This is a genomic window from Streptococcus sp. HF-1907 (assembly GCF_015594605.1).
In the GTDB taxonomy this organism is placed as follows: domain Bacteria; phylum Bacillota; class Bacilli; order Lactobacillales; family Streptococcaceae; genus Streptococcus.
Genome location: NZ_JADNQT010000001.1, coordinates 151,957 through 172,283 on the forward strand (window position 1 = coordinate 151,957; position 20,327 = coordinate 172,283).

The following is a 20,327-nucleotide window of genomic DNA, read 5'->3' on the forward strand; positions in this document are numbered from 1 at the left end:
ATTCTGAATATCTATTTTACCTAATCTTACAGCGTTTGGCAATAGTGTTCCGTGACTTTTATACTATTCAACCGTAACTGATTTAGCAAGATTACGTGGTTTATCAACGTCAAGGCCACGTTGTAATGATGCGAAGTATGCAATAAGCTGCGCTGGGATAACCATTGAGATTGCTGTCAAGAATGGATGCACTTTGTTAACCAAGATATCATCACCTTCACGGGCTAAATCTTCTTCAACAATTGTCAATGCGTTTGCACCACGTGCCACAACTTCTTGTACATTTCCGCGTGTGTGTGCTGCAACAGCTTCATCTCCAGAAATCAAAGCAAGAACAGGTGTGCCATCTTCAATCAATGAAATCGTTCCGTGTTTTAATTCACCAGCTGCAAAGCCTTCTGTTTGGATGTATGAAATTTCTTTTAATTTAAGCGCTGCTTCCATTGTTACATAATAGTCATTACCACGTCCAATATAGAATGCATTACGGGTATTGCCAAGAAGTGTTTCAACTTTTTCTGCAATAACATCTTTTTCAGAAAGGGTAGCTTCGATTGATTGGGCAACAATAGATAGTTCGTGTACCAAATCAAAAGCTTTTGCTTCTGCTTTTCCGCTAGCTTCACCGACAGCTTTTGCCAAAAAGGCTAGTGTCGCAACCTGTGCAGTGTATGCCTTAGTTGAAGCAACCGCAATTTCAGGACCCGCATGGAGGAGCATTGTGTAAGAGGCCTCACGTGAAAGGGTAGAGCCTGGAACGTTCGTTACTGTCAAGCTAGGAATACCAAGCTCATTAGCCTTAACTAAAACCTGACGGCTATCAGCTGTTTCACCAGATTGACTAATAAAAATGAACAATGGTTTTTGGCTCAAAAGAGGCATATGATAGCCCCATTCAGAAGCAATTCCAAGTTCTACAGGTTTTCCGGTCAAAGCCTCCAAAGTATTTTTCGAAGCAAAGCCGGCATGATAAGATGTTCCAGCGGCAATAATGTAAAGACGGTCGGCATCTTGAACAGCTTTTACAATATCATCATCAACTGTGACACGACCAGTTTCATCTGTGTACTTAGAAATCAATTTACGCATGACTGTTGGCTGCTCATCAATTTCTTTAAGCATATAGAAAGGATATGTCCCTTTACCGATATCAGATAAATCAAGCTCAGCTGTATAACTATCGCGTTCGATAACATTTCCTTGGTAATCTTGAACCTCGACTGAATCTTTTGTAACAACAACAAGCTCTTTGTCATGAATTTCCATGTATTCGTTTGTTTCACGAATCATAGCAATTGCATCTGAACATATCATATTGTAACCATCACCAAGACCGATAAGTAGAGGTGATTTATTTTTCGCAACATAGATAGTATCAGTATTTTCTGAGTCAATCAAGGCAAATGCATACGAACCTTCGATAATGCTCAAGGCTTTTTTGAAGGCTTCAAGAACATCCATACCATCTTCTTCAACAAGTTTCCCAATCAAATGAACCGCAATTTCAGTATCGGTTTGACCTTTCAAAGTATGACCTGTAAGATATTCCTCTTTGATCTGAAGATAATTTTCAATAACACCATTATGGACTAAAACAAAGCGTTCAGTTTGTGAGCGGTGTGGATGAGCGTTATCTTCAGTTGGCTTACCATGAGTTGCCCAACGGGTATGACCAATACCAATCGTCCCTTCGACAGCGTCTCCAACTTTTGCTTTCAAATCGGCAATTCGTCCGACTGACTTGATTAATTGTCCCTGATTTTCGTTTGCAACAAAGATTCCTGCTGAATCATAACCGCGATACTCTAATTTTTCAAGACCTTGAATCAAAATATCAGTTGCATTAGTACTACCAACGACACCAACAATACCACACATAATAATATACCTTCTGAGCTTTAACTCTGACTTTCTTATTTATTTTAAAATTGGTATAGGTCGATCTATACCTTTAAAAGCTAACAAAATCAGTATATAACTAATTCTTTTCCTTGTCAAATAAAAGATTGGTATAGCTTCTAAAAATAATATTATGACTGTAACAGCCCTACTACAGTTTTTGCGGTAAAGTAAAAAGCAGAGCGATTTTTTACTCTGCTTTTATAAATCCAAATTGATTTAATGGGAATAGTTTAAAGGTTATAACCCCTTGAATCTGATTTTTTTTAATCAAACCAAATTTGCGACTATCGTTAGTATTTTGGCGATTATCGTTTAACACAAGATAATAACCCTTAGGGATAGTTGTATATTTATTATTGGTGATTGTCTCCAAAGAAAAATCTGATGTAAAGGCTGTCTGTGTATCTGATGTTGATAGATAAGCAGTCTTTAGATTTTCAATGTAAGGTTCATCCTTATACACGTTATCAACGTAAAGAACATCATCAATAACACGTGCCTGCTCCCCCTCGGTAGCAATAACACGACTGATATAATAAATATCTTTTACCTTATAAACTATAAAATCCTTATATTTTGGCGGTTGGTTACGATTAACAACGACAACATCTCCAGAATCAAGATAAGAATTTTTAGCATCTTCATGCACTTTAAAGGTTGAAAAAACAAAATACCTCAACAAAACCAATGTCAAAATGGCAATCAATGCCAAAATAATATTTCTAATTAAATCTCTTTTTACCATAACAACTCCTAGTGATATAAACATTATACCATTTTATACATAATAAAAAAAGCCTACCAAATGGCTTGATAGACTTTTTTATTTATTAGAGATTATTTTACAGTGCGGATACGCATTGTGTTTGTTCCACCAGTACCAACTGGAACACCAGCAACGATAACGATGTTGTCACCTGATTCAACAAGACCTGATGCAAGAGCTGCTTTTTCAGCAACTTCGAACATATCGTCTGTTGAAGCTGGTTTATCAGTTACAATTGGAATAACACCCCAGTTCAACATCAATGATTTTTGAGTGATTTCATCGAATGTTACTGCCAAGATGTCAGCATCTGGACGGTATTTAGAAATAAGACGAGCTGTGTTACCTGACTCAGTAAGAGCAACAACCAATTTGATGTCCATTGAGCTTGTAGCATCTTTTACAGCTGAAGCAACAACTTCTGTCTTAGTTGAACGAGCAAATTGTGATGAATCAAGACGACCATATTCGTTAAGAAGTGTTTGAGCATTTTTATCAATTGTAGCCATAGCACGAACTGATTCAACTGGATATTTACCATTAGCGGATTCTCCTGAAAGCATCGTAGCATCAGTGCCGTCAATAACGGCATTGAAGACGTCAGACACTTCTGAACGAGTAGCACGTGGTTTTTCAGTCATCGTTTCAAGCATGTTTGTTGCTGTAACAACAATCTTACCTGCTGCATTGACTTTAGTGATAATCATTTTTTGGTAAACCGGAACCATTTCAAATGGTACTTCAATACCCATGTCACCACGAGCAATCATGATACCGTCTGCTGCTTCGATAATTTCATCAATATTGTCAATACCTTGTTGGTTTTCAATTTTAGCCAACAATTTAACATGACCGTTTCCAGTTTCTTCACAGATTGCACGAACTTCGTTAACGTCTTTTGCAGTACGCACAAATGAGATAGCGATGAAATTAAGCCCTTGTTCAAGACCGAAACGAATATCAGCGTTATCACGTTCAGCAAGTGCTGGGAAAGGAATTTTAGTGTAAGGAATGTTTACACCTTTTTGTTTAGCAATAATACCATCATTTTCAACTTCAACAACGAATTCGCGCTTTTCAGCATCTTTTTCAATGATACGAAGACCAAGTTTACCATCGTCAACAAGAACTTGTTTACCAACTTCAACATCATCAAAAACATCAAGAGCACCAGCAACGTTCAATGCAATAACGTCACGTGTTGATTTAATACCTTGCTTTGTAGCAACGCGAATAACTTCACCAGTTTTGTATGAATATTCTTTAGCGTCGCCTTCGAACAATTCAGTACGGATTTCTGGTCCTTTTGTATCAAGAAGGAAACCAACTTTTTGACCAGCAATTTCTTCTGCACGACGTACAGTTGCCATACGAGCACCTTGCTCTGCATGGTCACCGTGTGAAAAGTTGAAACGGAAAACATTTGCGCCTTCTTTAATCAATTCAGCGATTTTTTGTGCAGATGCTTCAACATCAAGGCTTTCACCCCAATAGCCATCTTCACCAAATTTTTTACCACCGCGGAATTCTACCGCAGGACCAAGTGTTGCAACAATTTTTACACGTTTATTCATGATAAATATGAACTCCTTTATATTTTAAATGTCTTTTACGACAGATTTTAACTGATTTTATTGGTTTGCCAAGTCACGGTTAAGTTGTGCTAAACGTAAGTCTGCTTTGTGCGGATTATTAACAATAATCTTACCGTCTTCGCCTAAGCTGAACAAGGCACCTTCTTCTGCGGTTCCGAGAATTGGGCTTTCAACCATTTCTTCATTGTGAACCCCAACAGCAAGACCACCACGACCTTGTTTCAACAATTCAACAGCATGAGCACCCATGCGTGAAGCAAGAACACGATCACGAGCAGTCGGTGTACCACCACGAAGTAAGTGACCGAGATTTGTAACACGAAGATCGCTGTCGTCGCCAGCTGCTTTCATGGCTTTAGCGAATTCTTCACCACTCATAACACCTTCGGCAACAACAATGATTTGATGATGTTTACCTTCAGCATAACCAGCTTTGACTTCTGCCACAACCTCATTGATGTCATATGCTTCTTCTGGGATGATAATTTGATCTGCACCAGATGCAATACCTGACCAAAGTGCAATGTCACCAGCGTTACGTCCCATAACTTCTACAACGAAAGTACGATTGTGACTTGCTGATGTATCACGCAAACGATCAAGATTTTCTACAGCAGTCGCAACAGCTGTATCAAAACCGATGGTATAGTCAGTACCAACGATATCGTTATCAATTGTTCCTGGCAAACCAACTGCTGGGAAGCCATGCTCTGTCAAACGCATAGCACCATGATAAGAGCCATCACCACCAATGACAACGACACCTTCAATGCCATGCTTTTTAAGTTGTTCGATACCTTTTAATTGTCCTTCTAATTGAGCGAACTCAGGGTAACGAGCTGAACGAAGGAAAGTTCCACCACGGTTGATTTTATCACCAACTGAATTGGCATCTAATGGGAAAATGTCATCATTAACCATTCCAAGGTAACCTTGGTTAATGCCGAAAACTTCCATTCCTTCAGAAATTGCTTTACGAACAACTGCACGAACAGCAGCGTTCATACCAGGGGCGTCACCGCCACTAGTCAAAACAGCAATACGTTTCATTTTGCTTGATACTCCTTCTATTAATTTAACATTTTCATTATAGCATATTAATTTGTAAATTGCTTCACTTTGTTTTCTTTTTTTAGCGAAAAATCGTTTTCAAAACCAGTTTCTTTAACTCTTCTTCCAGGTCTAAACTTTTCTGAACAAAATGCTTCTGACTTTGGATGGTTTCTTTAGGTGATTGGTAATGTAAAATAACCGGGATATTGCCTGGATATTGCGATAAAACTCGAGAAACTTCCTTATCGTTGGCGTGATTTTCTAGAAGGATCCAAAATTTCTCTGTTGTCGCTACTTCAATTCCGTTCAATATCATCTGCAATCTGCCATTACGATTTTGAATTCTTCCAGTGATGAAGCAACATTGTCCTTCGGTGATTTGAGATTTTATCTGGACATATGTTTCAGGAAATATTGTAACATCCAACTTTCGCTTGGTGTCTGTTGTGCTTAAAAATGCCATTTGTTGACCGCTAGACTTCGTTCGAATGATTCGTACTGAATCAATTTGGACAAGGACTGTGACCTCTTGATTTTCCTGGAGGTCTGCAATCGGAGTGAATGGTCTTTGTGCCTGCTCCGCTATTGCGGTAAGCGGATGAGGACTGACTCCAATCCCTATAATTTCTTGCTCAAAACGGTACTTCTCAGTCAATGTATAGTCATCTGCATCCGTCCAGCTGTAAGAACTATCTGCGAACAAGCTCCCTAATTCAGCAACAAAGGTAAAAAGATTTTCAAGATTTTCCTCAATCTTGTGGCGATTCTTGTCAAATTCATCAAATAGGCCGATGCGAATCAACGGTGTTAGAAATTCAGCTTTCTGATAATTACTAGGAAGTCTCGTCAGGAAGTCTTCAATGCTCTTAAAAGGTTGATTCTGACTAATCCAATAAGCCATATCTTTGGGAAGACCCTTAATATTTCTTAAACCAAGGTAAATCTGCTTATTTCCGATTCGGTCATGGTAAGGAACAGTGTTAATTGAAGGCGTAGCGACTTGAAAGCCCATGTCCAAGGCATCCACAATATAACTGCTGCTAGAGTGATTTAGCATGACATCAAAGAACACATCTGGGTAGTGAACTTTAAAATAAGCAAGTTGAAAAGCTAGGGCTGAGTAAGCGAAAGCATGACTTCTGTTAAAACCGTAGCCTGCAAACTTAGCCATGCGGTCAAAAATATCACGCGCAACAGACTCTGAATGTCCCAAAGCTAGCGCTCCTGCCAGAAAGTCGCTGGACATTTTCTGCATTTGACCAGCATTCTTTTTTGACATGGCGCGTCGTAGCAGATCTGCTTTACCGAGGCTAAAACCTGCATAAACCTGCGCAATTTGCATAACCTGTTCCTGATAAAGCATAATGCCATAGGTAGGTTCCAATATTGAAGCGATAGCGGGATCTATGAGATCCATAGATTCTCTTCCAAATCGGCGATTGACAAAATTGTCTGTATAGTCACTAGCTCCCGGTCGATTTAAACTGGTTGTAGCAACGATATCCTCAAAACGATTAGGCTTGATGCGTTTTAGCAGATTGATGGCCCCAGCTTGTTCGAATTGGAAAATACCCTTCGTCTGACCTGCCGCAAAGAGAGCAAGGGTGTCACGGTCTTCTAAATCGATAGCTTTAATATCAATCGAAATACCATAATTTGCTTGAACTTGCTCTTTCATTTTTTGGACAAAGGTTAGGTTTCGCAAGCCTAGAAAGTCCATTTTTAATAGACCGTTTGCCTCGACAGCTCCCGCGTCATATTGAGTAATCATCATGTCTTCGCCAGCTTTTAGCGGAATATGGTCTGTGAGGTCATCATCGCTCATTACCACTCCGGCTGCGTGAATTGAGGTCTGTCGTGGATTACCTTCAATGCGCTTTGCAATTTCGTAAGCTCTTTGGTACTCCAACTTGCTATTGATAATCTGCCTAAAGGTGAGATTATTCTCGTAAACTGTAGTCAGATTGTCACGAAAACCAATTTTGCGAGTGATATTAGTTAATTCGTACTCAGGGGCACCAAATCTTTTAAAAACATCACGGATAGCCTGCTTAGCTCCAAAGGTCGAGAAAGTCACAATCTGTGCAGAGTGCATCGTCCCATAACGGTTACGCACATAATGCAGGAACTCACTGCGATAAATATCAGGAAGGTCAATATCAATATCAGGCATGCTGTAGCGTTCTTCGTTGAGGAAGCGTTCAAATAGAAGGTTGTTTTTCACGGGGTCAATACCTGTGATATCCAGAGCATAGGATACCAGACTCCCCGCAGCAGAACCACGTCCCATCCCCATATAATAGCCCTTGCTCCGACCAAATCTTAACAAATCCCAAACAATCAAGAAATAGTCGTCAAAGCCCATCTTATGAATGATGTGAAGTTCTTCTTCCAGGCGCTCATGATATTCAGGCAACCAAATATGCTTTGCTTTTAAGCCTTCTTCTGTCAGTTCTCGCAATTCTTGTACAGCTGGTTTTTGGCGATTAAAGCGGGGCAACTTCAAGTAGGTATTAAAGTGATAAGTGATTCCTGCAGCCAGTTGTTCTAGATTAGACAGAGCTTCAGGGAAACGTTGCTTAAAGGCTTGGGTGGCAACATCACAAGCTAGTAAGTGTTGGTTAGTTGCTACAGGAGGGGTGTCCTTCAAGGCTTGGTTATCTCTGATAGCATGGAGCATGTGGAGAATCTCAACGTCATCATTTGAGAAATAACGGACCGTATGGAAAGCAATGGTTGGCTCGGGGTAAGACCTCTGTGGAGCCTCTAAATCAATACCAATATAGTAATCAAAAGGAAGCGCCAGCTCCTCATTCCAACTATAATGAGGAATGAGGATAGCTAGACCATCCAAATCATCTGCCAGCTGTTCCAAGGTCAATCCGTCCGACATCTGAGCAGTCGATAACTTCAACAATCGACGGTAACCTTGAGTATTTTTCGCAATCAAAAAAAGCGTCAGATTCCCCTGTGGCATGGCTAGCGCTAGCTCAATACCAACTACTGGCTGTAAACCAGCTTTTTGCGTTTCTTGAATAAAATGGAATGCGCCGTAAAGATTATCTTTATCCATCATTCCGATTGTCTGATAACCTAATTCTTTTGCCCTACTAATGTAAGTCTTTAGGTCTACCAAACTATCCATAAAGGAATAAACGGTTTTGGTATTTAATTGGGCAAACATTGGCACTCCTTCTTCATGAAATATTTATCTTACTATTATACTATAGATTAACTGGGTCTTCAAAAATAAAACTGCACCCAAGTGGATAGAATGCTTGCTTTTACTTGACAATTCAAAATATTTTCTGTACCATTTTTGTAGTACAAATGTAATCTAACATTGATTTTTATTTAATAATAGTTATGAAAGGAGACATCATGGCTTGGAAATTTGATGAGAAATCTCCCATCTATGCTCAAATTGCAAAATATATTAAATTACAAATTATCAGTCATGCTATCAAAAGTGGCGAACAACTACCAACCGTTCGAGATTTTGCTGAGGAGGCCGGGGTCAATCCCAACACCATGCAACGTGCCTTTACCGAGTTAGAACACGAAGGAATAGTCTATTCGCAGCGCACCGCTGGACGTTATGTGACAGAAGATACTGATTTAATAGCCCAGAAGAGACAAGAGGTCGCGCAAGCTGAGTTGCAAACCTTCGTCTCAAATATGTTGAAAATTGGGCTTAATCGTGAAGACATTCTTCCTGCTCTTGAGCATTACTTGAAGGAGGCTAATTAATGGCTGATTTATTACAACTTCATCACGTTTCTAAAAATTTTCAAAAGCACAAGGCTATTGACGATTTGACAATTTCCCTTCCTGCTGGTCAGATTATCGGTCTGATTGGTCCTAATGGGAGCGGAAAAACAACCCTTATTAAATTGATAAATGGGCTTTTAAAAGCTGATATCGGAGAAATCGTTATTGACGGTTTTCGCCCGTCTGTTGATACTAAAAAAATCATTTCATATCTTCCTGATACGTCATATTTGCAAGAAAATATGAAAGTTAAGGACGCCTTGACTTTCTTTGAAGATTTCTATGCTGACTTTGACCGTAACAAGGCAGAACAGCTTATGGCTGATTTGGGATTAGCTATTGATGACCGACTTAAAAATCTTTCAAAAGGTAATAAAGAGAAAGTTCAACTTATTTTAGTGATGAGTCGCAAGGCTAAGCTGTACATTCTCGATGAACCAATTGGGGGAGTTGACCCAGCAGCGCGTGACTACATTTTAAAGACCATCATTAATAACTACTGTGAAGAAGCATCTGTTATTATTTCTACTCACTTGATTGCCGATGTTGAGCCGATACTAGACCATGTCATTTTTCTCAAAAATGGGCAAATTGCTCTGCAAGGAAATGCCGATGATTTACGAGAAGAATATGGTCAATCAATAGACAGCCTTTTCCGTGATAAATATAAGGCTTAGGAGATTTTAGGAGAATGAAATGTTTGGAAAGTTACTAAAATATGAATTTAAATCCATTGGAAAATGGTACTTTGCATTAAATAGCGCTGTTATTCTGGTATCAATCGTTTTAGGATTCGCTGTCAAATCGTTAAGTCTCCTGACTAACGACAGCAACAATGCGGCGCAAGCGATTCTGCCCGTCCTTTTAATGATGATGCTTGCTGTACTAATTGCCGGCTCATGGATTGCAACGCTGGTTATTATCGTTAGACGATTTTACAAAAATATCTACGGGAGAGAAGGCTATTTAACGCTCACTCTACCTGTATCAACGCACCTCATCATTTTGTCCAAATTGGTTGCCTCTGTACTATGGACCATCTTCAATGCAATTGTTGTTGCCCTAGGGATTATGTTGATTTTTCTACCAAATATCGGTGTTGGAAAGATGTTAGTTGCTCTACCATCGCTCGCTCAACTGGCCAGTCCAGCATTTTGGTTGCTAGGAATTGCCTATCTGCTTGCTTCATGGGTTTCTAGCACCTTGATGATATTCTTAGCTATCTCAATTGGTCAACTCTTCTCTGATAAACGCATTTTGATGGGATTCGTTTCCTACATCCTTTTGTACATCTTGATTGCTGTGATTTCGATGTTCAGCACTGGTGCTTTCAATCCTCTGGCAGATGATGATTTTCCCTTTACCACGCCTTATTTCCTTTACACTATTGGGGAATGTGTGGTTCAAGCCCTTGTTTTTTATTGGGGAACGCATTACTTGCTCAAAAATCATCTTAATATTCAATAGAAAATGAAGCCGTTCACTTTGTCTCGGCTTCATTTTTCTCTAAAACACACCTTTTGAAAATAACAACTCCTCCTACAACTTGACCCAATAAAAAAATTCATAAAATCAAGAACAGAAAGGACACCATATGCCAACGATTTTTGATTATCTTCAAGCAAGGAAAGAAGCAGCCTTTGAAGAAATGCCTCTCAACCGAGTTGACATGCTCTGCTTAAACGAACTCGGTTATATCGCTTTTGAGAAATTGCTTCCCGACTCCGTCGATTTGAGTCAGCCCATACAGCTAGCTAGCCTTTTAGAAACTTATGATAGCAGCCAGTTAGCCTATGATTTCATGATGACCAAGGAACGGGTTGAGCTCTGTCAACTCATCTTTTCATCAGAGCGCTTTAAGGACCTCACTCTGTCACATTATGTCAGCGATACTGACTTAGAATTTGAAAAGCAATTCGCAGCCATGCTACTGACGCTTCCATCTATCCAGCACCAGCAAGTTATTTTCCGAGGGACTGATGATAGCTTGATTGGTTGGAAAGAGGACTTTAAACTGACTTACATGAGGGAAATTCCTGCACACCGCTCTGCCATTGCCTACCTAAAAGAGATTTTGCAAGAGGTCAACGGGGACATCGTCGTCTCAGGCCACTCAAAAGGCGGGAATCTCGCCCTATATGCTTCAAGCCACATCGATAGCCCTTTGCAAGACCGTATCCCACTAATCTGCCTCTTTGATTCGCCTGGACTACAAAAAGAGGAGCTTGCCACCCAAGGGTATTTGGCTATTAAGAATAAATGCTGGCGCATGATTCCTAGAGAATCTATCGTCGGAATTATGCTCTACTTTGACCTAGTGCCCGATGTGGTGGACAGCCAACTAGCAGGAATCAGCCAGCACGACGTTGCTCAATGGCAGGTGACCATGGACGGACAATTCGATATCGGACACCAACAAACAGAATTGAGTCTAAATCTAGAAAAGACCTTCAAAGAATGGACGGATAAACTTAGCAATCAAGAGTTGAAATTAATCTTTGATCTGCTATTTGATAGCCTGATGGATAACGGCATTTACAGTCTCAATGATTTTAGTCTCGACTCTCTATCTCGGGTATTTCAAGCACTAACAACATTAAATGGACTCGACCCTCAGAAAAAACAAGTTCTAAATAAGTCTCTTCGTCTACTCATCAGCAGTTACACGAGTCAGCTTAGATACCCAAGCTTACCAGATTTGCCGAAAATTAATTTCCCTAATTTCTTCGACCGAAAATAAGCCGAACTCCTTGAGATTTTTTCTCAAGGAGTTTTAATGTAATCTGTTTTGCAAGTAAGAAAAAAGCCCCTTGAGAACAACAAGGAACTTCCGTGCTTTATGGAGCCGGTGGGAGTCGAACCCACGTCCAAACACCTGCCAACATATTCGTCTACAACCATAGGTTATGCATTTGATTTAACGCTGACACGAGACATAACTCAACCCTTATCAACGCGAGCCCATAAATCTCTTTTTAACTAGCTAGGCAATAGTTAAACGTAGCTTGCTAATAATAAGACCTTCTGGCAGAACACAAGCAATCCTGAGAAGATCACACAGGCAGGTTATTAAGCTGCTACTGCGTAAGAATTTGTATTTTTTGCAGTTATATTTAACTGAGCGTTAACACGGCGCCACCCGAGTCGCAAAATATGCCTCATAATGCCTGTCGAATCCGTAACGACCCCAAAACATTAAGGTAAGAAAGACTTACTTTAATAGTATACCAAATCATCAATGAAATAGCAAAACTTAAGGTCAAATGGCATTATAAAAGAGCTGCTTTCAACGGAAAACAACTCTTTAGTCTGTTAGATGATTGTTGGAATCTCTTCATCATCGTCGAAATCCTCAATTTCAGCTTCACCATCGGAAACTTTTTGAATGCGACCTAGGATGAAACGTGAAATTGGTCCTGCAACAATAAAGTTTAATGGTAGAGCCATAACAAGATTGGTTAACCAAGCATTACCGTAACTTGCTGGTGTCACACCGACGCCGTTCATGAACAAGCCAAAGAAAGACATCAAGGTTACCATACAGATTGCCATTGTCCCTGAAATAGCAATGATCTTAGCCCAACGTTTTTCATGGTGTCCCATATACGTCAACAAGCTAATTGCCACCTTTTTAGCGATTGGTCCAACAATCAAAACGTCCAATAGGAAAGCTACTGCAAAACCAGGCACAAAACCACTGGTAATATGGACTAGTGACAAATGACCAGCCACAAACAGATTCCAGGCACTCATTCCAAAAACCATCATCGAACACATTAAACATGTGAAAATCATTGCTTCTTTAAAATTTCTAGGCATAACATCTCCTCTTCTTTTATCTTTTTAAAAGGCAACAGGGATTATAATAGCACATTCTGAAAAATCGTGTAAGCATTTTTTCAAAAACAAATCAGAGAAAACGTTTTACATTCCTCTGATTCACTTTCTCTTAATTGATTATGGTAGGATTTGTTCCATACGTGTTTCTTGCGGGGTCAAGCCCATACGTTCATAGAAGCGCAGCGCTCCGACGTTAGCATTCCAAACATTTAGAGTCAAATTATAGCAGCCGATTTCTTTGGCGTAATCTAAGGCAAAATGATAAAGTTGTTCACCGATTTTTTGACCACGAGCATTCTCATCAACACATAAATCTTCAATAAATAGGGTCTTATGAGATGCCAACGGAGCCTTTTGCTCTTGAATGATGGTAAAGAGGTGACCCAAAATGCGACCGTCTTTTTCATATACAAAGACAGGCGTCTGTGGATTTTCAAGGACAGCTTCTAATTCTTCTCTGGTAAACTTACTACCTTCGGTCATGAAAATATCAGGACGGGCTTGGTGGTGCACTAATAAAATTTGGGCTAAGAGAGTTTCTAGGGCTTCTGTATCTGACAAAGTTGCTTTTCTGATTGATATCGTTTTTTCTCCTTAAATCTTATTTTTTCCCTTGCCATTCGGCGTAAAATTCTGCTAGGTAAAATTCCAAAAATTGGTGGCGCTGCTCTGCCATTTTTTTACCATAGTCAGTGTTCATCAAATCTTTGAGCTTTAATAGCTTTTCGTAAAAATGCATGATTGCTGTGTCTTTGCCAGAACGGTACTCTTCCAAAGTCATCTGCTCACGCGGTTTCATGTTTGGGTCGTGAATCGGTCGATTGTGATTTCCCGAATAAGCCATGGTTCTAGCAATCCCGATAGCTCCTATCGCATCAAGCCTGTCAGCATCTTGAACAATTTTTCCTTCCAAGCTTGTCATGGGCTGACCATTCCCCCCTTTAAAGGACATGGTATCAATAATCGTCAAAATATGGTCTGCTCGGTCGATTTCAAAAGGCTGTCCATAAAGCCACTGTGCCAATTCATAGCGCTCCTGCTCAGGGTCTTCTACCAACTTCTCATCCGCCACATCATGCAAAAGCGCAGCTAATTCACAAATAAAAACGTCCGCTTTTTCTTGCTCCGCAATGGCTCGCGCTGAATTCCTGACACGGACAATATGCCACCAGTCATGACCGCTAGACTCCCCGTCAAGTTTCTCCTTAACCATGACTTCCGCGGCAGCCAGAATATCTTTTTCTCTTTTAATCATAAAGACTATTATAGCGCAATCAAGCTAAAAGACCTAGTTTTTTCGATGAAAAATCGAACTCACTGCACCAAAATCAAAAAGAACTGGATAGACAATCCAGCTCTCCGCTTAATAGGCTAAAGGCCCTGACCAAGCACTTGTTCCGCCGTCAACATTAGTGACATCAAATCCTTGGGCTTCTAAAAATTGGTAAGCACGCGCAGAACGTCCGCCCATTTGACACACAAGGTAATAACTTTTATCCGCATCAAGACTTAAAAAACTGTCATCAAGTTGACTAAGGGGCATATTAACAGCACTCGGAATGTGGCCTGAAGCATATTCATCCGCCTCGCGGACATCAATCAAGTTTATCTCTTGATTGGCTAACAAGTTTTCTAGTTGGTCAATGTTAATGGTTTTAGACATGAATAATCTCCTCTGGTTTTACGCTATAAGTCATTGATAAGTGCCGTCTTGATTTGGGTTTTAACCCCCCTTTATTTTGGAAAATGGCTCCGCTAACTGAAAGCCTAGGCCATTCTATTAGGACAGCTGACTACAAACCTGATTGTGGTCCCATTCTACCAAACCGCTAGGCAGATGGTCAAGCAGATGAACTGTCAATTCATTAACGAAAGCAGAAAAGTAAGTGCCCTCCTTGTTAGTCACCTACCACTACTGCTAATTCTCCACCTGTCAATAAGCTATCGATGTACGGGAAACTATGCCCAAGTCCCATCCTCTTCTGTTCCCATGCTGGGAATAGCTTGGTGTTTATTGCTAGATGAGTTTCCACCACAGGAGCAGTCTCATGTGTCCTGCCAAACTCGCTCCCACTGTGGGAATGAATGTGATAACTTTAGAAACCTCGCTCCCACCATAGGAACAGATTTAGTAATCTTGGTAGCTGTGCTCCCATCATGGGAATGGGTTTGATAACCTTAACAACCTTGCTCCCATCGCAGGAATGGATTAGTAAACCTTTGTAACTTGAGTCCTAACGTAGGAGTGACTTCGGTAGAGACAGCATATCGATTCCTACGGTAGGAATAACTTAGTAGCTACAATGACTCTTTTTCCCAACATAGGATTACATTGGTTACTATCGCCCTTTACTCGGCTATAAAAATTTTTGATTTTCTTATACTTATCGATTATTGGATTAAGCTGTCTCATGCAAGTGTTAGGACTTGTCATAAAGAAAAGGTTGGGTACTTTTGCCCCAACCTTGTTTGATGATTCTATAAAGTTAAAAACTTACTTCTTCTCATCGTCATCCATTGAAAGTACTGACAAGAAGGCCTCTTGTGGGACTTCAACGGAGCCGATAGCTTTCATACGTTTCTTACCGGCTTTTTGTTTTTCAAGCAGTTTACGTTTACGAGAGACGTCACCACCGTAACATTTGGCCAAAACGTTTTTACGAAGGGCTTTGATGTCTGAACGAGCTACGATTTTTTGACCAATAGCCGCTTGGATTGGCACTTCAAATTGTTGACGAGGGATGATTTTCTTGAGCTTCTCTACGATTAATTTACCGCGTTCGTAGGCGAATTCTTTGTGGACAATGAAGCTGAGCGCATCAACCTTGTCACCATTAAGGAGAATGTCCATTTTCACCAATTGTGAACGACGGTACTCTGAAATTTCATAGTCAAAGCTAGCATAGCCACGAGTTGAAGACTTGAGTTTATCAAAGAAGTCAAAAACAATCTCAGCAAGTGGAATCTGATAGATAACATTGACACGATTATCATCAATGTAATCCATAGTCACAAAGTCACCACGCTTGCGCTGAGCCAATTCCATTACCGCACCAACAAATTCTTGCGGCACCATGATTTGAGCTTTAACGTATGGTTCCTCGATGTTGTCAACACGCGTTGGGTCTGGGAATTCAGACGGGTTTGACACCTCTAACATCTCACCATCTGTGGTATTGACATGGTAAACTACCGACGGAGCGGTCATGATAAGGTCAATGTTAAATTCACGTTCCAAGCGCTCTTGGATAACATCCATGTGAAGGAGTCCCAAGAAACCACAACGGAAACCAAAACCTAGGGCTTGAGAAGTTTCGGGTTCAAATTGGAGACTGGCATCGTTGAGCTGCAATTTTTCAAGAGCTTCACGAAGGTCATTGTACTTGTTAGACTCGATTGGGTAAAGTCCTGCAAAGACCATCGGGTTCATTTGCTTGTAACCGTGAAGGGCTTGACTTGCTGGGTTGTCAGCCAAGGTTACCGTATCACCGACACGAGTGTCAGCAACTGTCTTAATAGACGCTGCAATATAACCAACGTCACCAGTCGCAAGATAATCACGACCGACAGCCTTAGGAGTGAAAATACCGACTTCGGTAACATCAAAGGTTTTACCATTTGACATCATTTGAATCTTATCACCAGGTTTGACCATACCATTAACGATACGAACTTGAAGAATAACCCCGCGATAAGCATCGTAAACTGAGTCAAAAATCAGGGCTTGTAGTGGTGCCTCAACGTCGCCCGTTGGTGCAGGCACTTTCTCAACGATTTGTTCGAGAATCTCTTCAATACCGATACCTGCTTTGGCAGAGGCTAGAACAGCTTCTGAAGCATCCAAGCCGATAACATCTTCAATTTCTGTACGAACACGCTCTGGGTCAGCTGCTGGCAAGTCAATTTTGTTGATAACTGGCAAGATTTCTAGGTCATTGTCCAAGGCAAGATAGACGTTGGCTAGCGTCTGCGCCTCAATACCTTGAGCAGCATCGACAACCAAAATAGCACCTTCACAGGCTGCAAGAGAACGAGAAACTTCATAGGTAAAGTCGACGTGCCCTGGGGTGTCGATAAGGTGAAAAATGTAAGTTTCACCATCTTTAGCAGTGTAGTTGAGTTCGATAGCATTCAATTTGATGGTAATCCCACGTTCACGTTCCAAATCCATGCTATCAAGCAACTGCGCCTGCATTTCACGGCTCGATACTGTCTCCGTCTTTTCCAAAATACGGTCAGCCAAGGTCGATTTTCCATGGTCGATATGCGCAATAATGGAGAAATTACGAATTTTCTCCTGTCGTTGTTTTAATTCTTCGATATTCATTTTTATTTCCTATACTTTTTGATTGTGCCACTTTGCTATGTCCCAAACAAAGCGCAACAGTCACAAGGACTCCATACCATTATAGCAAAAAAAGAGCCGAGATGAAACCATCAACGGCTCTGCTTTTGGAAAATGGCTGGCGCTAAAATCACTCACCAAACCATAAGACCATTTCGCGTTTGGCAGACTCAGGAGAGTCTGACCCATGCACAATGTTAAAGGTTGCCTCGCCAGGCGCTGGCGCTTGAGCAAAGTCCCCACGAATAGTTCCTGGTAGGGCATCCTTAGGATTCGTCGTCCCCATCATGGTACGCCATGTTGAGATGACTTCTTCGCCAGAAATCACACCAATCACCAAAGGACCACTTGTCATAAAATCAACAATTTTAGGAAAGAATGGGCGGTCTACCAAGTCAGAATAATGTTGCTCCAGCAAGGTTTGATCAGCGTGTCGCACTTCTAATTTATCGATTGTAAAACCGCGTTTTTCAATACGCCCCAACACTTCACCAACAAGCCCACGACGAACACCGTCGGGTTTAATCATAAAAAATGTTTGTTCCATCAATACTTACTCCTCGTTTTTTACTAGTATAACATAAATACTTGTTTCAGTAAATTTTCAAAACATTTTCTATAACTTTTATGACAAAAACAGAGCGCCGAAAGCGCCCTATTTAACCGTGTGAGTGACGAGGAAAGCCCATCATTTCAGCTAACTGATCATGAATTGATTCACCTTCAGCTTTTTTGAAAGCTTCCATAACTTCAAAAGTATCAATGAGGTAAGGTACCCCAATGATAACTAGCAAAGCAAGCGCCACTAAACTAATGAACAAGTAAAGCATAAGACTACCTCCCTCTAGGAAGAAGTTACACTACTTCTCTCATCGTTATTTTAACGTATTTGAAAACGTTTTTCAAATAAAAACTGCACTTTATGACAATCGCGCTTGAAGCTGCTTTCGACCAAGCCAATAACACGTTAACATCGCTACTTCATACAAAATGAAAAAGAGAATAAAACAGTGTAGGAAAAAAGTCTCAGGTAAAATCCAAATAACAGAATCTTGAAGCGGGTCAAAGAGCCAATTAGATTTTCCAGGAAATAGAATGTTATGAAATACCGTGAAAAAATTATCGAAACCAATAAGGAAAGCCATAATCGCAATGACAATCGGAAGAAGACTGGTTCCTAAGAAAAAATCCTTAAATAAAAACAAACTCTTCTGCTTAAGATGTTTTCGTAAAAAGTGACAACTTGGCCAGGCTAACACAAGAAAAACAGCTTGCGCTAAATGAAAAAGAAGCTTGACATCTGCGAAATGCGCAAGCCCCGCTTTCGAAGACGGAAAACTCGGCATATCCAAAACATGACTGAAAGGATTGGTCAGGTAAGTCATCAGGATATTAAAATTATAGGAAATAGTCTTAGCTTCTAAAAAGACCACTTTTTCTAAGCCCTGCCAGGAAATTTCTAGCGGGTAGCTGACCCAAGCAAAATAGATTGTTGCCACAATGGCTAACGAAAGCAGCCACAACCAAGTCAAACCAGCCAATAGTTTATCCTTCATTGAATGTCCACTCATCTAAGCTGGACAAAACATAGTCGGGCTGAACCGGTAAACTAGGAACTTCGTCAGCGTGAGTAAAGCCAGTTGTCACTAGAAGCGTTGCAATGTCGTTATTGATTCCTGCCATGATGTCCGTTAGGTAGTTATCGCCAACCATGATAGCTTGATTTCTAGGAACGTCCAAGATTTCCAAGGCTTTGTTCATGATAATAGCGTTAGGTTTTCCGATAAAGACTGGCTTGACACGTGTCGCAGCTTCTAGGAGTGCATTGATAGCGCCAGCCCCAGGCATCATACCACGTTCAGTTGGAATGTTGAGGTCAGGATTGGTTCCAATAAAAAGAGCGCCTTTTTGAATAGCTAAAGTCGCAATGGACAATTTTTCGTAGTCCACGCTCCAATCCAAACCGACAACGACATAAGCAGGATTTTCATTATCTTCTACATAACCAGCCTCGGTAACTGCTTTTTTCAAACCTTCTTCGCCGATGACATAGGCTGTTTTGCCACGATTCATGTCATTCATGTAATCGATGGTCGCCATGGTCGCTGTGTAAATCGTATTGAGTGGCGTCTCCACATTAAAGCCACGAAGCATCTCTTGGACCATCTCGGGAGTTCGTGTTGTGTTATTTGTCACCAGCATGTAAGGGATTTTTTTAGCTTGCAGGCGCTCAATAAAGCGTTCTCCCGCAGGGATACGGTTCTTCCCCTTGTAAATCGTTCCATCTAAATCAATCAAATAGCCTTTATATGCCATAAATCCTCCTATTTTTTCTTCCAAGTAACAATAGCTTGCGCGTTGATGAGACCATCGCTGGCAATCTCATGATAAGTCGTCAAGTCCTCTTGAGTAAGGCGCGATTCAATGTCAGTTCCGTGATGCACCTCTTTCACGTATTTCAAATCAATTTTTTCCGGCGTGTGCTGGCTCAAGAAATCAAAATCCAAAACATCAAACATCCATTCCAAATACTTGCTGTTGTTGACGTGACCATTCATGTCCAAATCAAAATACCGAACACGATATGGCGTGCTTTGTGGATTTTCAAGTTCGTGATAGCGTGGTCCACGAATCATTTTTCGAATTTTTTCGGATTCGTACACCTTGACAATCTCTTCCTCAACCGGATGCACCTTACGCGTCTCATAATCCATCAAAACAAAGGTTGAATGGATGGTCATGATTTTGTGCTCATTTTCGTCATAAATATTGAAATCACGGTAACAAAAGAGTTTATTATAAGCTGTCGCTTCTGTCTCGATAATAACCGTCTCTGCATACCTTGGTAAACGCTCGATTTCAATAGAATAGTCCGTTACAATCCAAACCAAACCAAAGCGATTAAAAATGACCTCATCGCTCATACCCAGTGAAATAGAATGCTGCCCAGAAATCTGTAAAGCCAAGGCTAGCAGTTGCGGTAATTTCATATTGTGATTAATGTCTGATTCATAAAATGGAACCTGATAAGGTTCTCGATAAATAATTCCCATGA

Annotated in this window: 20 protein-coding genes and 1 other RNA gene; 4 read left to right on the plus strand and 17 right to left on the minus strand. The window is 40.6% G+C overall.

The genetic code is table 11. From position 1 onward, the window contains the following. Nucleotides 1-63: 63 nt before the first annotated feature. The 5 genes from glmS to IYQ92_RS00795 form a co-directional block, all read right to left on the minus strand. A complete protein-coding gene (glmS, locus tag IYQ92_RS00775; protein WP_195674862.1) occupies nt 64-1,878 on the minus strand; it encodes a glutamine--fructose-6-phosphate transaminase (isomerizing) in 1,815 nt (604 codons plus the stop codon). Between the two features lie 211 nt (nt 1,879-2,089). After that, nucleotides 2,090-2,647: a signal peptidase I gene (lepB, locus tag IYQ92_RS00780; protein WP_195674863.1), complete on the minus strand. Its 558-nt coding sequence runs from the start codon at nt 2,645-2,647 to the stop codon at nt 2,090-2,092. Between the two features lie 92 nt (nt 2,648-2,739). Further along, a complete protein-coding gene (gene pyk, locus IYQ92_RS00785) occupies nt 2,740-4,242 on the minus strand; it encodes a pyruvate kinase (protein WP_195674864.1) in 1,503 nt (500 codons plus the stop codon). A gap of 57 nt (nt 4,243-4,299) precedes the next feature. After that, complete coding sequence (gene pfkA, locus IYQ92_RS00790; protein ID WP_195674865.1) at nt 4,300-5,313, minus strand: 6-phosphofructokinase; 1,014 nt, start codon at nt 5,311-5,313, stop codon at nt 4,300-4,302. An 82-nt stretch (nt 5,314-5,395) separates the two neighbouring features. Beyond that, a complete protein-coding gene (locus tag IYQ92_RS00795; RefSeq protein WP_195674866.1) occupies nt 5,396-8,500 on the minus strand; it encodes a DNA polymerase III subunit alpha in 3,105 nt (1,034 codons plus the stop codon). A gap of 197 nt (nt 8,501-8,697) precedes the next feature. On the opposite strand from IYQ92_RS00795, the gene IYQ92_RS00800 reads away from it, so the two are divergent. From IYQ92_RS00800 to IYQ92_RS00815, 4 genes are all read left to right on the plus strand, one after another. Continuing rightward, complete coding sequence (locus IYQ92_RS00800) at nt 8,698-9,066, plus strand: GntR family transcriptional regulator (protein ID WP_195674867.1); 369 nt, start codon at nt 8,698-8,700, stop codon at nt 9,064-9,066. Further along, nucleotides 9,066-9,764 carry an ABC transporter ATP-binding protein gene (locus tag IYQ92_RS00805; protein ID WP_195674868.1) on the plus strand — a complete coding sequence of 233 codons (699 nt, stop codon included), beginning with the start codon at nt 9,066-9,068 and terminating at the stop codon, nt 9,762-9,764. Before IYQ92_RS00800 ends, IYQ92_RS00805 begins: the two co-directional genes overlap by 1 nt. A 19-nt stretch (nt 9,765-9,783) precedes the next feature. Further along, complete coding sequence (locus IYQ92_RS00810; RefSeq protein WP_195674869.1) at nt 9,784-10,554, plus strand: ABC transporter permease; 771 nt, start codon at nt 9,784-9,786, stop codon at nt 10,552-10,554. 127 nt (nt 10,555-10,681) lie between these two features. Continuing rightward, nucleotides 10,682-11,827 (plus strand): Mbeg1-like protein, encoded by a 1,146-nt coding sequence (locus tag IYQ92_RS00815; protein ID WP_195674870.1) that lies wholly within the window; start codon nt 10,682-10,684, stop codon nt 11,825-11,827. A 97-nt stretch (nt 11,828-11,924) separates the two neighbouring features. Here IYQ92_RS00815 and ssrA read toward each other — a convergent pair. The 12 genes from ssrA to IYQ92_RS00870 form a co-directional block, all read right to left on the minus strand. Next, nucleotides 11,925-12,276, minus strand: a transfer-messenger RNA (tmRNA) gene (gene ssrA / locus IYQ92_RS00820). Between the two features lie 123 nt (nt 12,277-12,399). Next, nucleotides 12,400-12,906, minus strand: a complete 507-nt coding sequence (locus tag IYQ92_RS10130; RefSeq protein ID WP_229311253.1) for a DUF2798 domain-containing protein — start codon at nt 12,904-12,906, stop codon at nt 12,400-12,402. Nucleotides 12,907-13,044: 138 nt separating this feature from the next. Continuing rightward, the gene (locus tag IYQ92_RS00830) at nt 13,045-13,509 is read right to left on the minus strand and encodes a GNAT family N-acetyltransferase (protein WP_195675059.1); all 465 of its coding nucleotides are present in this window, start codon (nt 13,507-13,509) and stop codon (nt 13,045-13,047) included. A 19-nt stretch (nt 13,510-13,528) separates the two neighbouring features. Beyond that, nucleotides 13,529-14,182, minus strand: coding sequence for an HD domain-containing protein (locus IYQ92_RS00835; protein ID WP_195674871.1), 654 nt, complete (start codon nt 14,180-14,182; stop codon nt 13,529-13,531). A 108-nt stretch (nt 14,183-14,290) separates the two neighbouring features. Next, a complete protein-coding gene (locus IYQ92_RS00840) occupies nt 14,291-14,590 on the minus strand; it encodes a rhodanese-like domain-containing protein (protein ID WP_195674872.1) in 300 nt (99 codons plus the stop codon). Nucleotides 14,591-14,707: 117 nt separating this feature from the next. After that, the gene (locus IYQ92_RS10450) at nt 14,708-14,833 is read right to left on the minus strand and encodes a hypothetical protein (RefSeq protein ID WP_267490021.1); all 126 of its coding nucleotides are present in this window, start codon (nt 14,831-14,833) and stop codon (nt 14,708-14,710) included. 588 nt (nt 14,834-15,421) lie between these two features. After that, complete coding sequence (gene lepA, locus IYQ92_RS00845; RefSeq protein ID WP_195674873.1) at nt 15,422-17,254, minus strand: translation elongation factor 4; 1,833 nt, start codon at nt 17,252-17,254, stop codon at nt 15,422-15,424. 148 nt (nt 17,255-17,402) lie between these two features. Continuing rightward, the gene (gene ndk / locus IYQ92_RS00850) at nt 17,403-17,819 is read right to left on the minus strand and encodes a nucleoside-diphosphate kinase (RefSeq protein WP_195674874.1); all 417 of its coding nucleotides are present in this window, start codon (nt 17,817-17,819) and stop codon (nt 17,403-17,405) included. A gap of 112 nt (nt 17,820-17,931) precedes the next feature. Further along, entirely contained in the window at nt 17,932-18,102 is a 171-nt protein-coding gene (locus IYQ92_RS00855; RefSeq protein WP_195674875.1) for a hypothetical protein, read from the minus strand. Nucleotides 18,103-18,192: 90 nt separating this feature from the next. Beyond that, nucleotides 18,193-18,828, minus strand: a complete 636-nt coding sequence (locus IYQ92_RS00860; RefSeq protein ID WP_195674876.1) for a TIGR01906 family membrane protein — start codon at nt 18,826-18,828, stop codon at nt 18,193-18,195. Then, entirely contained in the window at nt 18,818-19,588 is a 771-nt protein-coding gene (locus tag IYQ92_RS00865; protein WP_195674877.1) for a TIGR01457 family HAD-type hydrolase, read from the minus strand. Before IYQ92_RS00865 ends, IYQ92_RS00860 begins: the two co-directional genes overlap by 11 nt. Nucleotides 19,589-19,596: 8 nt before the next feature. Beyond that, complete coding sequence (locus tag IYQ92_RS00870; RefSeq protein ID WP_195674878.1) at nt 19,597-20,325, minus strand: acyl-ACP thioesterase domain-containing protein; 729 nt, start codon at nt 20,323-20,325, stop codon at nt 19,597-19,599. Nucleotides 20,326-20,327 lie beyond the last annotated feature (2 nt).

Bases quoted from the DNA above. Each gene is read 5' to 3' on its own strand.
- IYQ92_RS00835 (WP_195674871.1), bottom strand. From the start codon at position 14,182: ATGATTAAAAGAGAAAAAGATATTCTGGCTGCCGCGGAAGTCATGGTT.
- IYQ92_RS00865 (WP_195674877.1), bottom strand. From the start codon at position 19,588: ATGGCATATAAAGGCTATTTGATTGATTTAGATGGAACGATTTACAAG.
- lepA (WP_195674873.1), bottom strand. From the start codon at position 17,254: ATGAATATCGAAGAATTAAAACAACGACAGGAGAAAATTCGTAATTTC.
- lepB (WP_195674863.1), bottom strand. From the start codon at position 2,647: ATGGTAAAAAGAGATTTAATTAGAAATATTATTTTGGCATTGATTGCC.
- IYQ92_RS00810 (WP_195674869.1), top strand. From the start codon at position 9,784: ATGTTTGGAAAGTTACTAAAATATGAATTTAAATCCATTGGAAAATGG.
- glmS (WP_195674862.1), bottom strand. From the start codon at position 1,878: ATGTGTGGTATTGTTGGTGTCGTTGGTAGTACTAATGCAACTGATATT.
- pfkA (WP_195674865.1), bottom strand. From the start codon at position 5,313: ATGAAACGTATTGCTGTTTTGACTAGTGGCGGTGACGCCCCTGGTATG.
- IYQ92_RS00815 (WP_195674870.1), top strand. From the start codon at position 10,682: ATGCCAACGATTTTTGATTATCTTCAAGCAAGGAAAGAAGCAGCCTTT.
- IYQ92_RS00840 (WP_195674872.1), bottom strand. From the start codon at position 14,590: ATGTCTAAAACCATTAACATTGACCAACTAGAAAACTTGTTAGCCAAT.
- IYQ92_RS00860 (WP_195674876.1), bottom strand. From the start codon at position 18,828: ATGAAGGATAAACTATTGGCTGGTTTGACTTGGTTGTGGCTGCTTTCG.
- pyk (WP_195674864.1), bottom strand. From the start codon at position 4,242: ATGAATAAACGTGTAAAAATTGTTGCAACACTTGGTCCTGCGGTAGAA.
- IYQ92_RS00870 (WP_195674878.1), bottom strand. From the start codon at position 20,325: ATGGGAATTATTTATCGAGAACCTTATCAGGTTCCATTTTATGAATCA.
- IYQ92_RS10130 (WP_229311253.1), bottom strand. From the start codon at position 12,906: ATGCCTAGAAATTTTAAAGAAGCAATGATTTTCACATGTTTAATGTGT.
- IYQ92_RS00805 (WP_195674868.1), top strand. From the start codon at position 9,066: ATGGCTGATTTATTACAACTTCATCACGTTTCTAAAAATTTTCAAAAG.
- IYQ92_RS00855 (WP_195674875.1), bottom strand. From the start codon at position 18,102: ATGCTTTACTTGTTCATTAGTTTAGTGGCGCTTGCTTTGCTAGTTATC.
- ndk (WP_195674874.1), bottom strand. From the start codon at position 17,819: ATGGAACAAACATTTTTTATGATTAAACCCGACGGTGTTCGTCGTGGG.
- IYQ92_RS00795 (WP_195674866.1), bottom strand. From the start codon at position 8,500: ATGTTTGCCCAATTAAATACCAAAACCGTTTATTCCTTTATGGATAGT.
- IYQ92_RS00800 (WP_195674867.1), top strand. From the start codon at position 8,698: ATGGCTTGGAAATTTGATGAGAAATCTCCCATCTATGCTCAAATTGCA.